Annotated in this window: 19 protein-coding genes; 5 read left to right on the top strand and 14 right to left on the bottom strand. The window is 38.0% G+C overall.

What is annotated here, in order from left to right; translation table 11 throughout:
• Positions 1 to 2 precede the first annotated feature (2 nt).
• From DWW23_RS16785 to DWW23_RS26765, 14 genes are all read right to left on the bottom strand, one after another.
• On the bottom strand, positions 3 to 323 hold the full coding sequence (locus DWW23_RS16785; protein ID WP_233564372.1) for a GPW/gp25 family protein: 321 nt from the start codon (positions 321 to 323) through the stop codon (positions 3 to 5).
• 79 nt (positions 324 to 402) lie between these two features.
• Positions 403 to 705 carry a PAAR domain-containing protein gene (locus tag DWW23_RS16780; protein ID WP_122354425.1) on the bottom strand — a complete coding sequence of 101 codons (303 nt, stop codon included), beginning with the start codon at positions 703 to 705 and terminating at the stop codon, positions 403 to 405.
• A 19-nt stretch (positions 706 to 724) separates the two neighbouring features.
• Complete coding sequence (vgrG, locus tag DWW23_RS16775) at positions 725 to 2,503, bottom strand: type VI secretion system tip protein VgrG (RefSeq protein WP_122354424.1); 1,779 nt, start codon at positions 2,501 to 2,503, stop codon at positions 725 to 727.
• Between the two features lie 2 nt (positions 2,504 to 2,505).
• Positions 2,506 to 3,162, bottom strand: coding sequence for a hypothetical protein (locus DWW23_RS16770; RefSeq protein ID WP_122354423.1), 657 nt, complete (start codon positions 3,160 to 3,162; stop codon positions 2,506 to 2,508).
• Between the two features lie 6 nt (positions 3,163 to 3,168).
• Positions 3,169 to 3,333 (bottom strand): hypothetical protein, encoded by a 165-nt coding sequence (locus tag DWW23_RS26560; RefSeq protein ID WP_183671638.1) that lies wholly within the window; start codon positions 3,331 to 3,333, stop codon positions 3,169 to 3,171.
• Between the two features lie 3 nt (positions 3,334 to 3,336).
• Positions 3,337 to 3,807, bottom strand: coding sequence for a phage tail protein (locus DWW23_RS16765; RefSeq protein WP_122354422.1), 471 nt, complete (start codon positions 3,805 to 3,807; stop codon positions 3,337 to 3,339).
• Between the two features lie 14 nt (positions 3,808 to 3,821).
• Entirely contained in the window at positions 3,822 to 4,274 is a 453-nt protein-coding gene (locus tag DWW23_RS16760) for a phage tail protein (RefSeq protein ID WP_122354421.1), read from the bottom strand.
• A gap of 40 nt (positions 4,275 to 4,314) precedes the next feature.
• Positions 4,315 to 6,237 carry a phage tail sheath C-terminal domain-containing protein gene (locus tag DWW23_RS16755; RefSeq protein ID WP_122354420.1) on the bottom strand — a complete coding sequence of 641 codons (1,923 nt, stop codon included), beginning with the start codon at positions 6,235 to 6,237 and terminating at the stop codon, positions 4,315 to 4,317.
• A gap of 12 nt (positions 6,238 to 6,249) precedes the next feature.
• Positions 6,250 to 7,683: a phage tail sheath subtilisin-like domain-containing protein gene (locus DWW23_RS16750; RefSeq protein WP_122354419.1), complete on the bottom strand. Its 1,434-nt coding sequence runs from the start codon at positions 7,681 to 7,683 to the stop codon at positions 6,250 to 6,252.
• A gap of 35 nt (positions 7,684 to 7,718) precedes the next feature.
• Positions 7,719 to 8,387: a hypothetical protein gene (locus DWW23_RS16745; protein WP_122354418.1), complete on the bottom strand. Its 669-nt coding sequence runs from the start codon at positions 8,385 to 8,387 to the stop codon at positions 7,719 to 7,721.
• Between the two features lie 29 nt (positions 8,388 to 8,416).
• Positions 8,417 to 8,938 (bottom strand): DUF4255 domain-containing protein, encoded by a 522-nt coding sequence (locus DWW23_RS16740; protein ID WP_233564375.1) that lies wholly within the window; start codon positions 8,936 to 8,938, stop codon positions 8,417 to 8,419.
• A 184-nt stretch (positions 8,939 to 9,122) separates the two neighbouring features.
• Positions 9,123 to 10,010 (bottom strand): helix-turn-helix domain-containing protein, encoded by an 888-nt coding sequence (locus DWW23_RS16735; protein WP_122354416.1) that lies wholly within the window; start codon positions 10,008 to 10,010, stop codon positions 9,123 to 9,125.
• A 27-nt stretch (positions 10,011 to 10,037) separates the two neighbouring features.
• Complete coding sequence (locus tag DWW23_RS16730; RefSeq protein WP_122354415.1) at positions 10,038 to 10,442, bottom strand: LytTR family DNA-binding domain-containing protein; 405 nt, start codon at positions 10,440 to 10,442, stop codon at positions 10,038 to 10,040.
• A gap of 195 nt (positions 10,443 to 10,637) precedes the next feature.
• Positions 10,638 to 10,928, bottom strand: coding sequence for a helix-turn-helix transcriptional regulator (locus DWW23_RS26765; RefSeq protein WP_229801055.1), 291 nt, complete (start codon positions 10,926 to 10,928; stop codon positions 10,638 to 10,640).
• A gap of 977 nt (positions 10,929 to 11,905) precedes the next feature.
• Here DWW23_RS26765 and DWW23_RS16720 point away from each other — a divergent pair.
• Genes DWW23_RS16720 through DWW23_RS16700 form a run of 5 tightly spaced genes read left to right on the top strand, consistent with a single transcriptional unit; the run spans position 11,906 to position 19,422 of the window.
• Complete coding sequence (locus DWW23_RS16720; RefSeq protein WP_122354413.1) at positions 11,906 to 14,530, top strand: TonB-dependent siderophore receptor; 2,625 nt, start codon at positions 11,906 to 11,908, stop codon at positions 14,528 to 14,530.
• A 30-nt stretch (positions 14,531 to 14,560) separates the two neighbouring features.
• On the top strand, positions 14,561 to 15,730 hold the full coding sequence (locus tag DWW23_RS16715) for a DUF4876 domain-containing protein (RefSeq protein WP_122354412.1): 1,170 nt from the start codon (positions 14,561 to 14,563) through the stop codon (positions 15,728 to 15,730).
• 4 nt (positions 15,731 to 15,734) lie between these two features.
• Positions 15,735 to 17,276, top strand: coding sequence for a DUF6850 family outer membrane beta-barrel protein (locus DWW23_RS16710; RefSeq protein WP_122354411.1), 1,542 nt, complete (start codon positions 15,735 to 15,737; stop codon positions 17,274 to 17,276).
• A gap of 44 nt (positions 17,277 to 17,320) precedes the next feature.
• Positions 17,321 to 17,548: a 4Fe-4S dicluster domain-containing protein gene (locus DWW23_RS16705; protein ID WP_122354410.1), complete on the top strand. Its 228-nt coding sequence runs from the start codon at positions 17,321 to 17,323 to the stop codon at positions 17,546 to 17,548.
• Between the two features lie 8 nt (positions 17,549 to 17,556).
• Positions 17,557 to 19,422 (top strand): helix-turn-helix domain-containing protein, encoded by a 1,866-nt coding sequence (locus DWW23_RS16700; RefSeq protein ID WP_122354409.1) that lies wholly within the window; start codon positions 17,557 to 17,559, stop codon positions 19,420 to 19,422.
• The last annotated feature ends 166 nt before the right edge of the window (positions 19,423 to 19,588 follow it).

Here is a 19,588-nt window from a genome sequence, read left to right as displayed (position 1 = left end):
TCTTACTTATTTTGTAAATAAAACGGATATACAAAATTTGCATCCGTATTGGTTTGTCTGATCAGGTAATCCAGTTCGATCAACAGAATTCCGTCAGGCTCACGGGATGTGTTGATGTTTACCTTTTTTAGTGATATTCTGGGTTCGAATAACAGGATCGCTCGTTCTATTTCATCCTTCATCCGGGTTATAACCGAACTTGTAATCTGTTCAAAAACAAAATCTGCCAAGTTACATCCATAATTTCTGTTGAATCGTTCTCCAACCCGGGTCGAGAACAGAATAATCAAACTCTGCCTGATATCCTCTTCATACTCCGACATTCTTGTCGTTCTTTTATCATTTTGGAAATCTGGTGGAAAACTCCATCCCCTTCCTAAAAAAGATTTATCTTCCATCTTTTTAACCTCCTATTATAACTGTTGGACAACCTGCAACGATCTGTCCTCCATGAGCAGTAGTATCTCCCATACGAGCAGCAGGTCTTCCACCGATCATTACGGTAGCAGATCCTTTGATAATTGTATCCGGTGGTCCCACACAAACGCACATATCCCCCACGACGGCGGCTGGCATTTTGCCTATTAAAACATTTGGTACACATGGCCCCGTTACCGGACCTCCCACATGAGGTATAGGTGAAGGAAATGCCGGTGTTTGCATTGGACATGTATGCATATCAGTAATTCTTGCAGCCGGTGGCATAATTTTACTCCTTTCTTTTTTAATTTATCATTACCATTGCGCCTTTAACAACCGTCTGCCCTGAAGCAGACAACTCAGCTTTTGCATTGCCGGAAACAGAAATGCTAACCTTAGCTGCTGCCTTTACATTGAGACCTTCAATGGAAGTATCTGATTTGGCTTTTATATCCGCTTTCATTCCTGCATCCAGAACAATATTACCCCTCGCTTTCATCATCAGATCTTTCGATGAATTCAATGTGATACCACTATCATTCATTATGATCTCATTTTTATGTTGATCACAAAGTCGTATGCATTTTCCGTCATCATTTATCTCGATGCTGTTTTTTCCCGGAGTATACAGTTTTATACTTTTTTTCTTTTCGTCGAACTCAAGCTTTAATTGAGCACGTGTAACAATCGATTTCAAATCGTTCGATGATTCAGGTTGGTAGGGAGCCGCTTGTTTGCTGCTATACATACTTCCCAAAATAACCGGGAAACGGGGGTCATTATTAAAGTAACCGATCACAACTTCATCTCCCTTTTCAGGAAAGAAGAAACTTCCGGATGTATTTGTAGCATACAGAGTACATAAACGTGCCCATATATCTTTCCCTAGTAAAGGTATATTGACCCGTACACGAAATTCCTTTTCCGGATCATTACTTATTTCTTTCACTTTTCCGACATGTAACCCTTCAATACCAGGTAACAAACCGGCTCCTGGAGGTGCTATAACATCAGGTAAGTCTGTTACGTTTTCCGGCATAAGCCCCATATGAACACGCGTGATCCATTGGCCTTTTTCTATCGTATGTTCTACACCACCGACATACACACTCCCATTGAAACGTTTTCCTACATTTTCCAGCAAAACAACAGACCCGGGTTCAATTTCGGCACTCCCTATAAAAGAGAAGTCCCCCTGAAATCGGGACATGGCATTTCTCATAGCCATTGCATCTGCCCAGGTTTTCAGTTCGTTATTCGATATAGGAGCATCGGTCTGGCAATATAGACTTTCCCCTCCTTTATCCTGTAAATATTTTACGGGTATATTGCCTTGTGAATTAACCGAAGGAGCCGAAGCCGTTTCGGAGATAGTTGTTTGACTGGCTATTTTCCAGGTATTAGCTACAACTTTCGAATATTGCTCAGAAGAGGAAAGTGTACCATTGAAACTAACCAGATTAACGCCATTGGTGACTGTCAATACTGGAGAAGCACTAACCTTCGGTCGTTCTACAATCATCTTCTTTCCCTGAATACAAATAACCAATCCGTTAGCTTCTGCGCGTGAACGAATAAAATCCCAATCGCTGCAATAATACTGAACCAATGATTCATACTCGATTTGAGTCGGATTCACAGAAACAGATAGCCCGTATTGTTTGCCAAGCCGTACTATAATATCGGAATCTTTTACCTTTTCAAATAACTGGTTTTTACGCCCTTGAGTTGCCGGGAAAATAGAATCACGGCACTCAACTACCAATTGGGGACGTATCCCCCCCTGTATCTGGACATTCATACCTATTATCATACCGGAAAAAATCACGCGTTTGGGTTCATTATCATAACCAGCTTCAATTTCTATATCATTGCCCGGCTTAAAAGTATCGGCATCACATTCAGGAAAAGAGAACGAATCGTTATCTCCCGTATCAAACTGCAATGTTGCATTGCCTATCCGGTTTAAAATCCGGCAGACATGTAATGAGGAAAGCCCAAAAGATTCATCAATCTCCTTTCCATTTGTTTTTATTATATATGAAATAATCTTGTCACTGTTTGCTATTAACGAATTTTCCATCTCTAAATTATTTTTGGTAATTTCAATAATGTTCCTGCTATATCTTTCCGAAGGCTATTTAATTCATTTAATTTGGCTACCAATGGTGCAACTAATGCATCAGAATATTTTTTGTCACAGAGACTGGTTACATTGTCTCCTTCTTTTGCTTTAATTAATTCTGATAGCTTCCTACTATTTGAATTAACAAGATCCCGATCTATCTTGAGTGTATTCACAAATGACAGGTCGATCTTTACGCGAAGCGGGTCACCATTCGGAGAAAATAATGTATAATTAAGCGAATAACTGCTCAACTGGCCTTTAAATAGTAAATCACCCCAGTTGATTACCACAAAATTCGGCCGTTGAATATTGCCATTGTAGTTATATATAACGACATCCAAATCATTAACCAAGTCCTTTACTGTGCTACTATTTGTTCCCGGAAGAACTCCTGTACCATCAAAAACAATTGAAAACGATAAAGTTTCTTTTCCGTATTTTTCAAAATGTTGAGCATTGTTTGAGGATTTTTGCTGTTTGCTATCCGACAAATTAACGTCTTTCGATATCTTGTAGCTGTCCGGATTTACAAGGACATCTATAGATACCAGCTTATTTGTGAAGGATTCATCCCCGTAAGCTGTCAAAGACATTTTTACCAATCCACCTTGCATATGCTTTTATCTTTTTCCTTTTCCACTGTTATTACCAATATTATTCCAACGAAGCTGTTCCAGGATATCCCGTTTCAACTGCTCTTTCCATTCCTGCGTAAGAAGTTCCTCGCGTGTCCGGACCTTTTCAACTGTTGTACGTACTATGATCTCTTTAATTACTATTGCCATAAATCAGATTATTCTAAGTATTTTATTATAAGCTAGTTCCAAAGATTCCATAGCCAACTCATTCTTATTGGATGCGAACGGGTTATTATCACATTTTACCGGATAAGCATTTGTAACGTACCACATCCGGTGAGGAAGCTTGTAAGCATCTATCAAAGATATAGTTACATCTATCGGAACAACATTTGTAACCAGTTCCCCATGAAGAGAACTGGCTGACCAGGCTTCCAGCAGATCTGTCAACATATTTTCTATCGGGCGCTTTAATATGAGATTCCCATGTTTGATCCTTACAGGAAGTTGATAGGAAAAACTATTTTCCCCACCTTCCTTTAATTCTTCAGTAGTCATCTCAGTTGTCAACCCTCCTACTTCCATAAACGGAATTTCTATCAATGCCCGAAAAGGTATGACAAAAGCCACGCTGAAATAAAAAGAAACAGCTGGCGGAAAGAAATCTGACAGTTCTCCCATAACTCCTATACGACTTACGAGTTTTCGATGGTCAATCCTTCGTGAGCCAGATCCAGCGTTTCTATCGCAGCCTCATTTCCATCCGATTTCAGACTTACACCCGTTACCTTGGTTGGAAAAGCATTGATAAGTTTCCAAACCATCGTTGGGGCACCTGTCTCGTCCAACAGGCTGATAGTAACTGAACGACGCTTGATCGTATTCATCTTTATCTCATTGAACCAATCCCAAAACTTGTTGTCTGATTTGAAAACGCCTTTTTTGAGACTCACATTGCTGGTTTTCTTCAATCCAGGCATCTTAATGTTAGAGAATACCGGGCTGTTGCCATGACGGTACTCTATGACTTGTGCTTCCATATCCATACCTGATACTTCCTTAAAAGCAATTTCACCTATGTCTTCAATCTCTACTTTAAAATAAAACGCGGGTAACGGCCATACGTTATCTTGTTTTTCTCCTGCCATAATACTTTATTTTTAATGTTAAACTAATTGTTACTATAAACTACGATTTCTGCATTTGTTGCTGGAACGTGATCTCTATAAACTCAGCCGGGTGACTGATCGCTACCAGGACTGTGATACGGAGTATGCCTTCCAGAATATCTTCCGGTGTCATAGTATCACCTAATCCGACATGTACGCTATAAGCATCTTCAGGAGATGCCCCAGCCAGTCCGCCCTGCTTCCATACCCCCAAAAGGAAATTTTCAATCATAGCTTTCATATTCAACCAGGTCGAAGCTACGTTCGGCTCAAATACGTAAGCACGGGCTGCATTCTTTATCGATTCTTCCAGAAAGATCATGGTGCGGCGTACATTTATATAACGCCAGTCACCGGAGTTTCCATCCAGAGTACGAGCACCCCAGACTTTTACACCTTCTCCCTTAAAATAACGGATCGCATTAATACTTCGTCCGTATATATCGACATTCAAGTCTTCCTGAGCATTATTTGTTAGATTTACTGTGGGGGATACAGCCTTATTGATCGATACATTGGCTGGTGCTTTCCATACGCCACGGGTATTGTCCGTTTTTGTATAAATGCCAGCCATAGCAGCAGCAACCGGTAATCGATTTATTTTCTTACAAATTTCTTTTCTTACCAAAGCACCGAAAGGACTACTTTGCAAAAGGGTATTCAACAGTTTGTAGTCCGGTTCAACTTCATCGGCTTTTTCCACACCTGTTGCATTTTCTTTATTATCTGTTTGCTCTATTTTTTTTATACTCTTGTACCCCAGTTCATATTGCATAATGGTAAGTAAGAGTTTTGCACTTTCTGTAGTTAAATTAAAAGTATCAATATCGCTCTCACTTACAACAGAGGCATTTATCCAAGGATAATAAGCTGCTGCATAATCAAGAGATATGGATCCTATATTTTCACGAAAATTTTTCACAACATCACCCGAAGGATCATTCTGAGGCTTATATCCTTCAAAAATATCCAATATAGCTACTCTGTTCTTCATAGTGTCACAATGTCCTAACGCATACTCCATTGTCTTTTTCCATTCTTCAAAACTTAAGTTTACAGCTTCAGGAATAATCAACATAGTCGGCTCCATTTCTTTAGTTAAAGGAGTAAGACCTGCTTCACAATCTTCCGAGGTGAAAGCTTCCGAATAATCTCCTACCGATACGATATAACAGGCACCGCCCCCATTAGCAAAAAACAGAACGATATTATAATATAATGTATTGAGTATTGTTGGGGCTTCTGAGATGCTCCATAATGACTCACTAACACTATAAAGTTTTTTTATTTCTGTATTAACTGCTTCTACTAATTGTTTTCTTTCATTTTTTAACTTAGGTACTATATTATTGATTTTTACCTGTATATTCTTAGAGGTTATTATAATATCATTGGCCTTTAATTTTGCTACATCTGGTTGTGATATTAATTCTTTCACATTATCTGCTACAGTCTTTATATTAGCCACATCTGAAGGTATATTGTCATATTCAAGTGTTTTAACATCATCTTCTAATATAACTACTGTTGCTATAATCCTATCAGCTATGACTGTCGTTTCACCTTCAGGTTTCTTCTCTTCAAGTGCTGAAATTAGATTATTGGCTTCCTCCTGCAAATTTTGTATGGTGTTTATAGCTTTTGTGATATCAACATTTTCTAGTTCATTATCTTTCTTTTCTAGTTTTTCTATAGCACCCTCAATCTCTTTCTGATTTTCAACAGACAATAAGTATTCCGGCTGAGGTCCTCCTCCAAAATATTTATTATATTCCAGCATTGAAGTAATACGGAAAGGTACATTCAGAAGAGACTTGGTCCCATTCATTGCTATTTGAGTGTGTCCTATGAAGGCTGGTACAGCCGTTGCAACAGGAACAACCGAATTTGGGAAGGCGCTTTTTTCCACTATATATACGCCGGGAGTTTTCATTGTTTCCATATCTTCAATGTTTTATGATTTTTGCATTTGTTGCTGGAATGTTATTTCAATAAATTCAGCCGGATGACTGATTGCTACCAGTACTGTTATTCTAAGTATTCCATCCAAAATATCCTGAGCACTCATTGTATCGCCCAGACCAACATGTACGCTATAAGCATCTTCAGGACTAGCCCCTGCCAAACCTCCGCGTTTCCATATTCCACGTAGGAAATTTTCAATCATCCCCTTCATATTCAACCAAGTCGAGGCAACATTCGGTTCAAATACGTAAGCACGGGCTGCATTCCTTACTGATTCTTCTAAAAAGATCATCGTACGACGTACATTGATATATCGCCAATCCAAAGAGTTTCCGTCCAATGTACGTGCTCCCCAAACCTTTATGCCATCCCCTGTAAAAAAACGGATTGCATTGATACTTTTACCGTTCAAGGGAACATTCAGTAGTTCCTGATCATCATTCGTTATTGTGTGAGACAGGGATATCACATTATTTACAGAAATATTAGCTGGTGCTTTCCACACACCACGGGCATTATCAACTGCTGTATAAATACCTGCCATAGCAGCAGCAGAAGGTAATAAATTTAATTGTCTGCGTATTTCAGTAATAACAGCTTTATATAAAAGACTATTTTGATACAGAATATTGTGCCAGGCAGATTTATCGTTACCAAGGTCCTCTCTAGAAATGCCACTATCACTCAGTATTTCATCCAAACTGCCATCTGACAAAAAAGAGTCTGTTACATCACGTTCTGACAAAACAGAAGTATTGAGCCAGGGATGATAAGCCGCTCCATACGACAGATAGCTGGAACCAACACCATCCCGAAAAGTTACTATATCAGCATCCTTTTCATATTTAAAATCCAACAATGCAACCCGGTTCTGCATTTCTCCACAATGGCTAAGCATAGCAGTCTGTATATTAGCATATTCCTTTGCATCCAATGCCATTGCATCCGGAACCAATAACATCGTTGCCTCTCTTTCCTCTTTCAGGAGGTCAATTCCGGCAGTGATTGTCTCTACAGCTACCTTATCTGTATAATTTCCTACAGAAACAATAAAACAAGGGCCACCACCGTTCGCAAAGAACATTTTCATACAATAATACAACATGAATAATGTATTATCGGTAGTAACAGCATAATATTTTTTATCAGTACCATTATTAAAGATCAAATCATCTTTTGATGCATTTGCTTCTTCTTTTGATGTTACAGTATACTTTACGTTGTTATTTGCCCCTCCAAAATAAGCATCGAATTCACTCATAGATGAAATCCGAAAAGGTTTGTTCAATAATGACTGACTTCCGTCATCTGCTTTCTCTGTGTATCCGACAAAAGCCGGAACTGCGGTTTCAACCTCTACAACCGAATTTGGAAATGCATTTTTCTCTACAATATAAACGCCTGGCGTTTTGTATGTTCCCATGGTAGAATGATTTATATGATTACTAATTTAATTCGTTATATGTATATAATTTCTTGTATACAGTGTATATCATCTGTATATATACGTCCCGGCTTCGGGAATGGCATTCCGCTGATCAGTACTTTTGTTTCAGTTGTATGCAAGTCGCCACCTAGAGAAATATTCTCAGTCAGACTTAAACGAAAATCATATGATTCTTTTAATCTGATTTTAGTTTCCGAACAGCAATAATAGGAATTTTCTTTTTCTATAAATTCCACTTTCTTAAACGTGAAGTTTTTATCCGTACTCTTTATTTCCAGCTTACGCTCTTCATTCTTCCTCCTAGATATGAATTTATAAACCCAATAAACCTTACGGGCTTGAAAATACAGAACCATATTATCTGTTCCTGCAAACTGGAATGGAATAACTATTTTACCCCTTGATATATTTTTTAATACATCAGATGATTCTGTATAATAGAAAAAATCAGAATCGCGCACTTTCAAAACCAAAGACAGCTCATCCGAAATATCCGGTGACCGATCATTCACCGAAATCAAAGCCCATTCCCCAATTCCAATTGCCCGGAAGAGAATGCCACGTCGGTTAAACAACTGTCTGGTCTCATCTGTTAAGTTCATGTCTATCCCACGGCACTTCCTATCCTTATAAAAGTCATGAATTAAAGAAATTCGGAATATTATTTTAAAAGTATCCATTATTATGAATATTATTCAATTAAACAAATTTATTTTACATCGGAAGCCGTTATGTTTCGCATAGATGCATAAATTTCATTTCCATCAAATTCCAGTATGCGTATTTTACAAACAATAGAGGGGTAATAATGTCCGCCGAACAGACTCCATACATTCGTTAATTCTTGCGTATCAAGTGTAACCATTTCAACTGTAAAATATCGTCCGTCTGAATAATTGACAGAAGAGTTTGATTGCAAAAAACCGATGGCCATTGAAAACATTTTTAATGATTCTAGATATAGTTTATCTTCAAAAACTGAAGATATCAATATTTTCAGATTCAGATGCCAGGGAGGAAACTTTCTTATAGAAACATTTTCATTATTACTTTGATGAGTCATAGCAGTGATGCCCATTGCTGTTTCACGCTCTATATTTATAACTGATAATACCAGTTTATTTGGCTCATCTTCTCCGCTCATGGACAGATTGCCTGTAAGTACGGGACTATATGGCAAATCCAAAATACTGGTTATATATTCTTCCAGCCGGAATTTGAGAGTGTTCATTATTTCATGGATCATATGTTTTCTTCTTAGATGTAATATATAGTCTAGCAAATAAAACATTTTATTTAGTATAAGACAAACAAATCCTTGTTTCGAAGGTGACAACTTGTAATAAATAACATGACAAGTGTAATGTCACCCCATCCTTCCCCACTTCTGTTCTGCCTTTGTTATAGAAGGACTGTCAATGAGGAGGTGGATCGCTACGCCTATATTCACTGGGTAACATATTATATCGTGACTTAAACTGACGCAGGAACGTTCGGGTTGTTTTAAAACCGGATTCATCAGCTATGGCATCCACTGTCTTATTACTATCGTCCACCAATAAAGAACAGGCATGTTCCAAACGATGGTTATTCACCAGCTCCAAAAGCGTCATATTGGCTTTTGCACTCAGTACTTTATTTACGAGCTCCTTATTTATGTGGCAATGTTTCCCTACTTCTGCTATATCGATAACTTTGTCCAGATAATGCTTTTCTGTAACAACATACTGAATTATAGATGTATAAACAGGTTCAAATTCATCTTTGTCTTCTTCGTCAACATGAGAAGGATCAGATCCTGTAATAACAACGGATCGTTTACTCTCTCTTAGACGATAATAATGATAGTATATAAAACCTGATAATAAAATGGAGTATATTAATAAAATAATACAATAAATCCGATAACACTTGACTGTATCCTGTAACCTTATAATTGTCTGTTTTTGTTCCTCTTTTAATTGACGTGTATAATAAGAAAGTTCCTTTTCATTTTTTTGCAGGCTGTATCCATTACAAAGCATCTGCAAGGATAGTAATTCAATGTCTATATCTCCAGCTTTACGGGCATATTTTAATGCTTTTGAAGCATGGTGAAGTCCTTTACTAATCTCATTGTTATTAAAATGGATACAACTCTGTATAATTTCTAATTGTTGCGGTGTGTTCTTTGTGCTATCGCTTTGAGATAAACGATAACGCAGACTATCAAGATTCCCTGACATTATATCGGACTCTACCGAATATATATAATCAGGAGAAAATAATAGCAAAACAAGCAGAGTCAATATAGATGATTTCATTTATTGCATCATGAATTATTACTATAATTAACTGATCATTCCTAAGATATTAAGATGGGATAATGCCTCTTTTTTATATTGTCTACCGATGGGTATCACATGCTCACCCACATAAAATATATTACCGATATAAGCTGTGATATGTTTTATGTTAACAATGAAAGAACGGTGTACGCGAATGAAAAGGCTATTTGACAAATGCTGCATAGTGTCGGTTAACGTATATGCAACCGTGACCTTAGAACCGCCTTGCAAATAGACATTGCAATAACTGCCAGATGCTTCTATATAAAGAATATCTTTAAATAATATTCTACGGAAATGTTCCTGTATTTTAATAAATATACTATCCGATACAATTTGATCCGCGTTGCTCAATGTATCGACAGCAGCTTCCTGAATGGTCTGTTCTTCCAAATTAGGTGTATTCATATTGTTTCATTTTTATAGGCCTTACGACCTAGGTTACATATGCAAATGTAGCTTAGAAACAATATGTGTTAACAACGAAAGGATTCTTATTTTAACATAATCATATTATACTGTTTAACAGCAATTTAATGCAATAAATAGAGTCTTGAATTTTATGATTTCAGAATAATAATAAACGATTTCAGAATACAAACCTCAAAGTTCTACATTCATTTTCTTTCTCCATTGAGAAGGAGGGAGATTGTGTCGGGCATTGAAAGCCTGATAAAATGTGGACGAAGTCTGAAAGCCTACCAGCTCCGAAATCTCAATTACAGTTATATCCGTATCCTTTAGTAAGACTTCCGCTTCATCCAAACGGCGGGCTGTCACATAATCTGAAAAGCGGACCCCTAATTGTTGATTGAAGTAACGGCTTAATATCGTTGCATTCTTTCCTACTTCACGAGCGAGCATTTTGAGTGTCAGATCAGGATTATTCAACATCCTTTTTAAATGCTTGGCTAATTGTTCTTCTTCCGGTGGAGAGAGGATAATAATATCTGTTTTCTCTTCTTGTCTTGTGTTTGAGTGAGGCTGCAACGAAAATGCTATTTTGTATTTTATAGTTCTATAAAAGACCGATTGTCTCAAAAAATATCCAGCCGTCAGAGTTACAGACAAATTATATAGAATATTACAAATATAACAGGGAGTAAGCATACTCACAACAGAGATAATGTAAAAACTTAAAATATATAATAATTCTCTTTTAAAGAATCTTATTTGATACATGTTTTTATCGCTTATTTCCTTACTCATATCAAAGAGTCTCGGTACATAAACAAACAGTTGTATGATCAAAAGCAAGTAACAACCGATACGGAAGGAAATCCACCAGGCCGGGCAATTAAGTTCGAATTCTGACCAATTATAAATCAGCATATCAGGTACCGGATTGAAAAGTATCATTCCAATATATATACCCGCCAGTATTCCCGGAAGAAGTAAATGTCGTATCCACAGCCGTGTATTCAATGATTTATCACTATTCTGAGTACAAAAATACAGATAAAACAAGGGAGTAAGTAATGTAAGTGCCCAACTGTTCAGACTGGGCATAAGAGCAATCTTCCTAAAGAGAAAAACTCCTTCATACCAACTATTATAGGTAGAAACAAACCAAAGTAGTGAAACGATGGCAATCGAAAGAGCGATCTTCTTGTTATACTTATTGTACTGAAACAAAGAAATCCCGGCAATGCTTAAAACAACCCAGGATAGTAAAGAGGTACAAATAACTAATATCTTAAATAGTAGTAATGGCATCATGAATTTGTTGAATGCAAATGTACTTACTAAAGTTGATAAATACAGGATTCTTTAATTTTTTTTACTTCAGACGGTGAATGTACAAAATAAAATAGCTTATTTTGCCCCCTCAAAACATACTATACCGGTCAGTTATCAGTTTTACAACAAGAATGAACAAATATAGTCAGGTAAAAACATGGTGTGCAATATTCTTTCTTTTATGTTCTTTATTCATTAACGGACAGGAAAAAACAATACCCACCGATACCCTCTCTAATATCCGTCTTCGGGAAGTGATAGTTACTGCCACCCAACCAAATACGCCAGGCACCAGTTCCGTGATCGGTCAGGATGCCATTCGTCATATTCAGGCTACCGATTTGTCTGATCTGTCGCAATTATTACCAGGTGTACTTACCCGCAACCCTGACCTGAACACACCTGCCGTTTTTACAATCCGCAGTGCTACATACGAAAATGCAACGAATGCTTTGGGAACTGCCATATTGGTGGATGGCATACGAATGAATAATAATATGAATATGCAGCAAATGGGACTCGAAGGCCAAAGTAGTCTCTTTAACAGTTCTGTTCTTTCGGGATTCGATATACGTTCACTGTCGCCTGCTTCCATCGAGTCGGTAGAAGTTATACGTGGAATACCTTCCGCCCGTTATGGAGATGCGACCAGTGGTGTTGTATTGGTCAACTCAAAAGCCGGATTACAACCCTATACAGTAGGATTACGTTTTACGGCTACTGAAAAACTGGCTTCTATAAGTAAAGGTATGGCTATCGGTAATCATGGCGGCATTCTCCATCTTGGGGCTGATTATGCTCTTTCTGCACAAGATCCCCGCATACCGGAACAGGCTTTTCAACGGTTAGGTATTCAAATTGCTCATTCAAAAGATTTCCCTACGGCATCACTTCGTTTCAACCTACGAGGATATTGGATGCGAGATAAAGGAGGCTATGGACGTAATTCGGTCGATGGTGAATTTCAGAAAGCCTTTAACCGGGGGCTTTCGTTCTCAGCAAACGGTCAGTGGAATTTGAACAAATCCTGGATATCAAATCTGGAATATCGTACCGGACTAACTTATGGCTATCAGAAAAATGAATCAAGCACATATTATTCCGGTACACAACAAGTCACTACTTATACCCGTCAGCCAGGTGAACAGGCAGGAATATTTTTAGCTCCTAATTATTTCAGTCATCTTTCGGTAGAAGGTAAACCGATATATGCCGACATGTCACTAACGGCCAATCTTAGAAATACGTTATATAATAATGTATATAATCACTTTCTTTTAGGAATGGAAATAAGTACAGAAGGCAATCGTGGCGAAGGTATAGTATTCGATCCCCTTCAGCCACCGTTAGAAATGATCCAGGTGCGCAGCCGTTCTTTCCGTAGTATTCCTTTTGTAAACCATTATACAACTTTTGCAGAAGACAAAGTCTCTTTTCACATGGGAAAAATGCGAACGGAATTACAGGCTGGCTTACGTATCACCCAACTCCAAACAAAGGCACTCCATTATACACCGGCAGTCGATCCACGAATAAACCTCAAACAAATTCTGGTGGAGCAAAACAAAGATGCAATGTTGAAACATCTTAGTATACGGGCAGGCTGGGGACTAATGCATAAGATGCCGATATTAACTTACCTGTATCCGGATAAGTCCTATACCGACAAAAATTGCTTTACCTATAACGATATGGAAAATGGTGAACGCCTGACTGTGATGCATACTTTTGCAACAGACCGTACGTTCAACCCGAAGCTGCGCTTGCCTGTGAACCAAAAATTAGAACTAGGACTTAACCTGCAAATAGGACAAGTTGAAGCCGATATCGTATGGTTCCGGGAACACCTCCGGAACGGATTCAGTACATCGGAACAAGTTGAACCTTTTACATACCGTCGTTATGATCCGTTATTCAGCAAAGGCGAGCATCCCGAATTAACGTCCGATGGTGTGATAAATAACGGACAGCCTCTCCCCTATACTACTTATACAACCTTTGCAACCTATACCTCTCCGGATAATGGTATTGAACAGTTGAAACAAGGTATAGAATATACATTCGACATGGGGCATTGGGATCTTTTACATACTTCGTTATTTATCAGTGGAAGTTATCTGAACTTACATGAAAAAAACACTGCACTTTCTGCCAGATATCCTCAGATAGAAGTAAACGGTAAACCATATCCGTATGTCGGCATTTACGAAACAAATAGTTTCGCTGCCAATCTCAAAGTATGGCAACAATTCAGTACCCGTTTCCAGTTCATCACTCAGCTCCCCCGTATAGGACTGATTACCACTTTGACATTACAAGCCGTATGGATGGATAAACAACGCCGGGGTATGGAAAGTAATTACAATAATCCCATTTATCTGATCGACGATAACGGAAACCGTATAGATGGAGATCCAATGACAGATACTGAACACCAGAAACGTATCAATCCGGTATATTATATGGATAGTGAAGGCATACAGCACCTTTTCACTCCAGAAATGGCAAATGACAAACGTTTTGCAGATTTGGTACTGACTACAGGCACGCCAACTGCATTTTTGACGGATTCATTCGGCCCTTATTTTTTGTTGAATCTTCGGGTAACAAAAGAGATAGGTCGTTATGTGTCGGTTGCTTTTTGCGCCAACAATTTTACGCAATCGAATCCGAAAAAATATACCTGTAGTACGCAACAATATACGATTCAAAATCCCGGTTTGTATTACGGAGCCGAGATAGCGATTCGGTTTTGATTGATTATTTACATAAAAAACAAATATCGAATGAAAAAAGTATCCTATTTATTACTCGTTTTAATTTTAGCCTTAGCATCCTGCTCGGAAAGTGAAGATCAGTCTTATTCCGTTCATATCCAATTGTTACCTCCTGATGGTTATACTGCATTACCTTATGAGGAAATGGAAGTAACGCTCACAAATAAAGATCAGGGAACCGTGTACTCTTTGCATTGTTCTTCGACAGGACAAGCCTCTCTCGATGTAGAACCTGGTTATTACTCCGCCTCCGTACACCATCAAACAAATGCCGGATTAATTTTTAGCGGAAGGATAGAATCATTAGCACTATTACCAGATCAGGGAGAAACACCGGATATTATAGAACTTCCTTTATCACAAGCTAAAACTAATGCCCTTGTGATTAAAGAGATTTACTTTGGCGGATGTAAAGGGTATTATGAAAATTATCAAGCTGACCAGTATATAACTCTGTATAATAATTCAGATCAAACTATTTATCTGGATGGTTTGTGTGTCGGCGTAGTAGACCCTGGTAATAACCTTGAATCACCCTGGATGGCATATACAGAAATGAAACGTATTCCGGTAAATGACCTGACCTGGCAATTCCCCGGGAGTGGAAAAGAGTATCCTTTAGCTCCAGGAGAAGAAACGACCATAGCAACAAATGCCGTAGATCATACAGGTGGGGAGTTTCAGCATGCCAATTCCGTCGATCTGTCCAGTGTTGATTGGGGATTTTGGGATGTTAGTCTTGAGCGTCAGAATATTACAGCCGGTGTTAAACCGATGACATTGCTTGCAAACCTGAATCCCTTACTGGTTATGTATGCACTCCCCGTTAACGGTCCTACATTTATGGTATTCAGTCTACAGGATTCTCCGGAAGAATATGTGTTAGACCCGGAGAACCGCGAACCACGCCCAAATGCTTCGAATCAGGAGAAACGTTATCTGATGGTTCCCAAAGAATGGGTCATCGACTGCATTGAATGTGTAAAGGATGCAAATTCTCCCAAGCGAGTACCTAACGAACTCGACAATGGTAAATGTTATATCCCTGGTGATCGCTATTCAGGCAGGTCTATTATCCGTAAGAAAACAGGTACGACTGATGGACACACAGTTTATCAGGATACGAACAATTCAGCTGAAGATATAGAAGTAACGACTGCTACACTCAAAACAAAATAGTGCTATGAGAAGCCGGGAAGTACTGTTCGGATTTTTATTTTCGTTATCCACGATGGTTTCTGCTCAAACCGACACGCTGCATATTCCTTCTATCCGGGAAATATACAAGCATAATAACTGGTTAGCAGCCAACAATCCAGTAGGACTATCATTCAATCGCTTCCGTTCTTTTTCTGTGGCGGAAGCAGGCTATAGTTATCATAATGGGAATCTGGGAAATGTCAGTATACCGGCTTCAACTAGTATTTATTCAGTGTATAGCGAATCGTTCCAGACGGTGAATAAAGTTTCTCTTTATGGCAAGATCGGTTATACACAATATCAAAATGGGGAACAAAATTGGAATGGAATGACCGGTGATCATTGGCAGGCCATAAACTTATGTGACTCTATAAGTGGAAAACAACGTTCGGAACAATATCAATTGGCAGCAGGTTTCTCTCTACCGGTTCACCAACATTGGTTACTAGGAGCAAAAGCAGCTTATCAGGTACAACTTACAGCCAAAGACATTGACCCGCGCAATAAGAATCAATGGATGGAATGGCAATTCACTCCGGGAATGGGATATATGTATAGAGATTTACAGTTGGGAGCTTCTTTTCTTTACACACGTCGAAAGGAAACTGTGAATTATCAAAATATGGGAAGCCATACAGCTTATCCAGTCCTGGCAGCTTATCCACTCGGATACTTTAAAACCTTATCTGTAGGTGAAAATGTAAACTGGTATTATATTGGTCGGGAAGTAGGTGGTTCTTTGCAGTTAGGATTCAATCGTGGTCCTTTTAAACTATTTCAAGAAGTGGACGGAAGTGTTATCAATCAAGCCATTGAGAGCAACCGTATACAAAATCGCAAAGAAGGAGAATCAAACATCTGGCAAATAGACTATAAAGGAAAACTTCAAAGAGTTTCTCCCCTTTTCCGACATGAATGGGTATGGCAGGCAACCTTTGGCCATGTGAATAACTATGATCCGTTGCAGCACCAGACTGAATCGGATACCTGGCAATCGGATGGAAAATTGCTTCGTTCTACTCGGCGTACAAGCAGGTATGCACTGACTTATGAGTATGATCAATTACGTGACGCATGGCATCCTCGTTTCTCTATTTTTTCAGGGATCAGCTATTATCAAGCAGAAAGTGCATTGCTATTTTATCCGGCTAAATTCACACAACCAATCCATCGGTTTACAGTTCATGCCACATTTGTTCGGAATTTTTTATTACCTAATGCGTTGCTCGATCTCTCTTTGGGGGGACAATATGGAAAAGGAGGAGGATCAATCCTCGATGAAAAACAACTACAATCAGGAGAAAATGCTCCTGAAATTCCATTATGGCAAAATCGCAACAGATTACAACAAGTATTCGATTATGAAACGATGGCACGTTGGGGAATGAATGCTTCCATTACTTATACACGGTCTGCTCCTTTTTCATGGTTTATCCGTGCAGGCTTTAATTTTGAGTGCATTCCTCAATATGCCATTCGTGAAAATTTTCAAAAAATAGAAGTCCGTATCGGTTTGCTATTTTAAATAGAATATGTAATTTTGTCTAACAATTTTAAAACATTAGTATAATGAAAAACAATGAAGGGAAAATAACAGAATCCTCAGAGGATGCGCCAAGAACCCAATGGACTATCGATTATAAAAAGTGTACAGTCTGTGGTGAATGTATATATGCTTGTAAAAAAAGATTACTAGAGCTTAAAAATAAGAGAATCATAATTACCGATCAATTTAGTTGTGATTGGTGTGGTGATTGTTCTAGTGCTTGTGCCTATGAAGCTATTGTATTGACTTAACTCAGAAAATGAAAGTATACTATCTATTTCTTCTCATTCTCTTATATACAAGTTGCAAGAATGAAAATCAGGATAGAGCCGATTTATTAAAAAAAGAATTGGAAGTTACTCCTATTCTTTCTTTACCATTCGATTCTTTATTGTTAACTGTACATAAATTACCTTCTCATCAGCAAGTTACAATTTTGTATCAGATAGCATGTAGGGAAGAAGAAGAAATAGATGGATTGTTAAAACAAAAGAGTCTTTTGTTTGAAAGCTTACCACTTGCTGCTAAAAAAGAAAAAAAGAAAATATTATTACAATTACTAGAACTATACAAAAAATTAGTAGAACAGAGATTACCTGGTGCTGAGATAAAGGGTATCCAGTTATGTGAAGAACTGGAGGCTGATTATTCGTTTTCAAAAGATGAAGAATGGAAAATAAAGAAAATAAAAGCATCATTCCTGAATAAAAGAGGATTGCACGAGCAATATCTACCTATTTGGTTTGAATTATTGGCAGAACATCGTACTGCTAATGAACCATTACTTGTTATTGAAGATCTTCATACGATCGCTAATTATTTTTCAATATTAGGAGATCAAGAGAAAGCTATTTCTTTATATGAAGAAGCTTATCAATTAGCAATGAATAATAATCTCTCTGATTTAAGTAATAAATGTTTTTCTTCATTAATCTACCTTTTCTATAAATCGAACCAATACACAAAAATCATAAGCTATGCAAATAAAGTAAACATAGATTCTGCAGCCACGTTTATCCCTTCTATTTATCCCATATTGTCAACATGTTATTTAGAACTCCAAAAGCCCGATAGTGCACGCCTTTATCTAACAAAAATAGATTTGAACACTAAAAATATAGGCAATAGCATAATTCTTAATTGTAATATGGCAGACACTTATCTTGCAGAAAGTCACATAGATTCAGCCCTCTTCTTTTTAGATAAAGCAATGGTACAATATCAAAAACAAACGGGACGCTTTAAAGATATCAAAGCCTCTCTTCCTTTTTATTTTTTATCGCCTTACTCCTCTCTCGCCACCTTATATCAAAAGAACGGTGACTATCAACAAGCCGGTAAATCATTTGCCTTAGTAGAACCTTTAATGAAAAAGGCCATTAACAATCCAGCTCAACAAGAAATACAGGTAAAAGCCCTTGCTCGTTACAGTTCTTTTTGCAGAGCCACTAAACAATATAAAAAAGCTGTAGACCTTCTGATATACCGGGACTCTATCCAGCAAATCATTACGAAAGCCGAGAAAGAACGTGATGACAAAAATCTTATAGACCGTCTGCAAATTAGTGATTTGATACACAAACTCGAAATGCAGAAAGTTGAATTGATGGACACTCAACGTCTACTGGTCGCTTTTGGTACCTGCATAATTCTTTTTATTGCTCTTATGGGAACTGTTTATCACATTTACCGCCAGCGGAAAAAGCGCGTGGCCATTCTTATAGAACAGGAGAAAGAAGAACAACGACGTCAGACATCGGTATCGCCAGAAAACGCAAAACCACTCAGCCAGCAAGAAATACTCTTCCGTACAGCTCAAAAGAAAGTAAAATCAGGGAAACTATACCTCGATAAAGAGATATCGCTTGATTCACTGGCAAAGATACTGGATACCAACCGGACCTATTTGTCATCATGTATCAATACCTGTTCAGGCAAAAACTTCAATCAATGGATCAACGATTTCCGTATCGATTATTTGCTGGAACGTATCCATTCCGGTCAGAAATTATCCGTACTGGCAGAGAAAGCCGGTTTTGTATCTACCGATTCATTCTATCGTAATTTTAAACGAAAGACCAATCTTACTCCCAACGAGTACCTGAAACAAAATCCACCCCAATAATTTATATTTCATTCTCCACTCCCTTTATTTCGGGAAATAATAAGATAGGAATCCTACAATCCTTTACGTTTATTGTACAAACTCTCCAATATGAAAGATGTATGATAATAGTTGTGGAAAAAGAAAAAGTGTTGAAATATTACTACTTCAACACTTTCCTATTTCT

Source organism: Parabacteroides sp. AF14-59, assembly GCF_003479515.1.
Taxonomy (GTDB): domain Bacteria; phylum Bacteroidota; class Bacteroidia; order Bacteroidales; family Tannerellaceae; genus Parabacteroides; species Parabacteroides faecis.
This window is presented reverse-complemented; position numbering and strand designations above follow the sequence as displayed.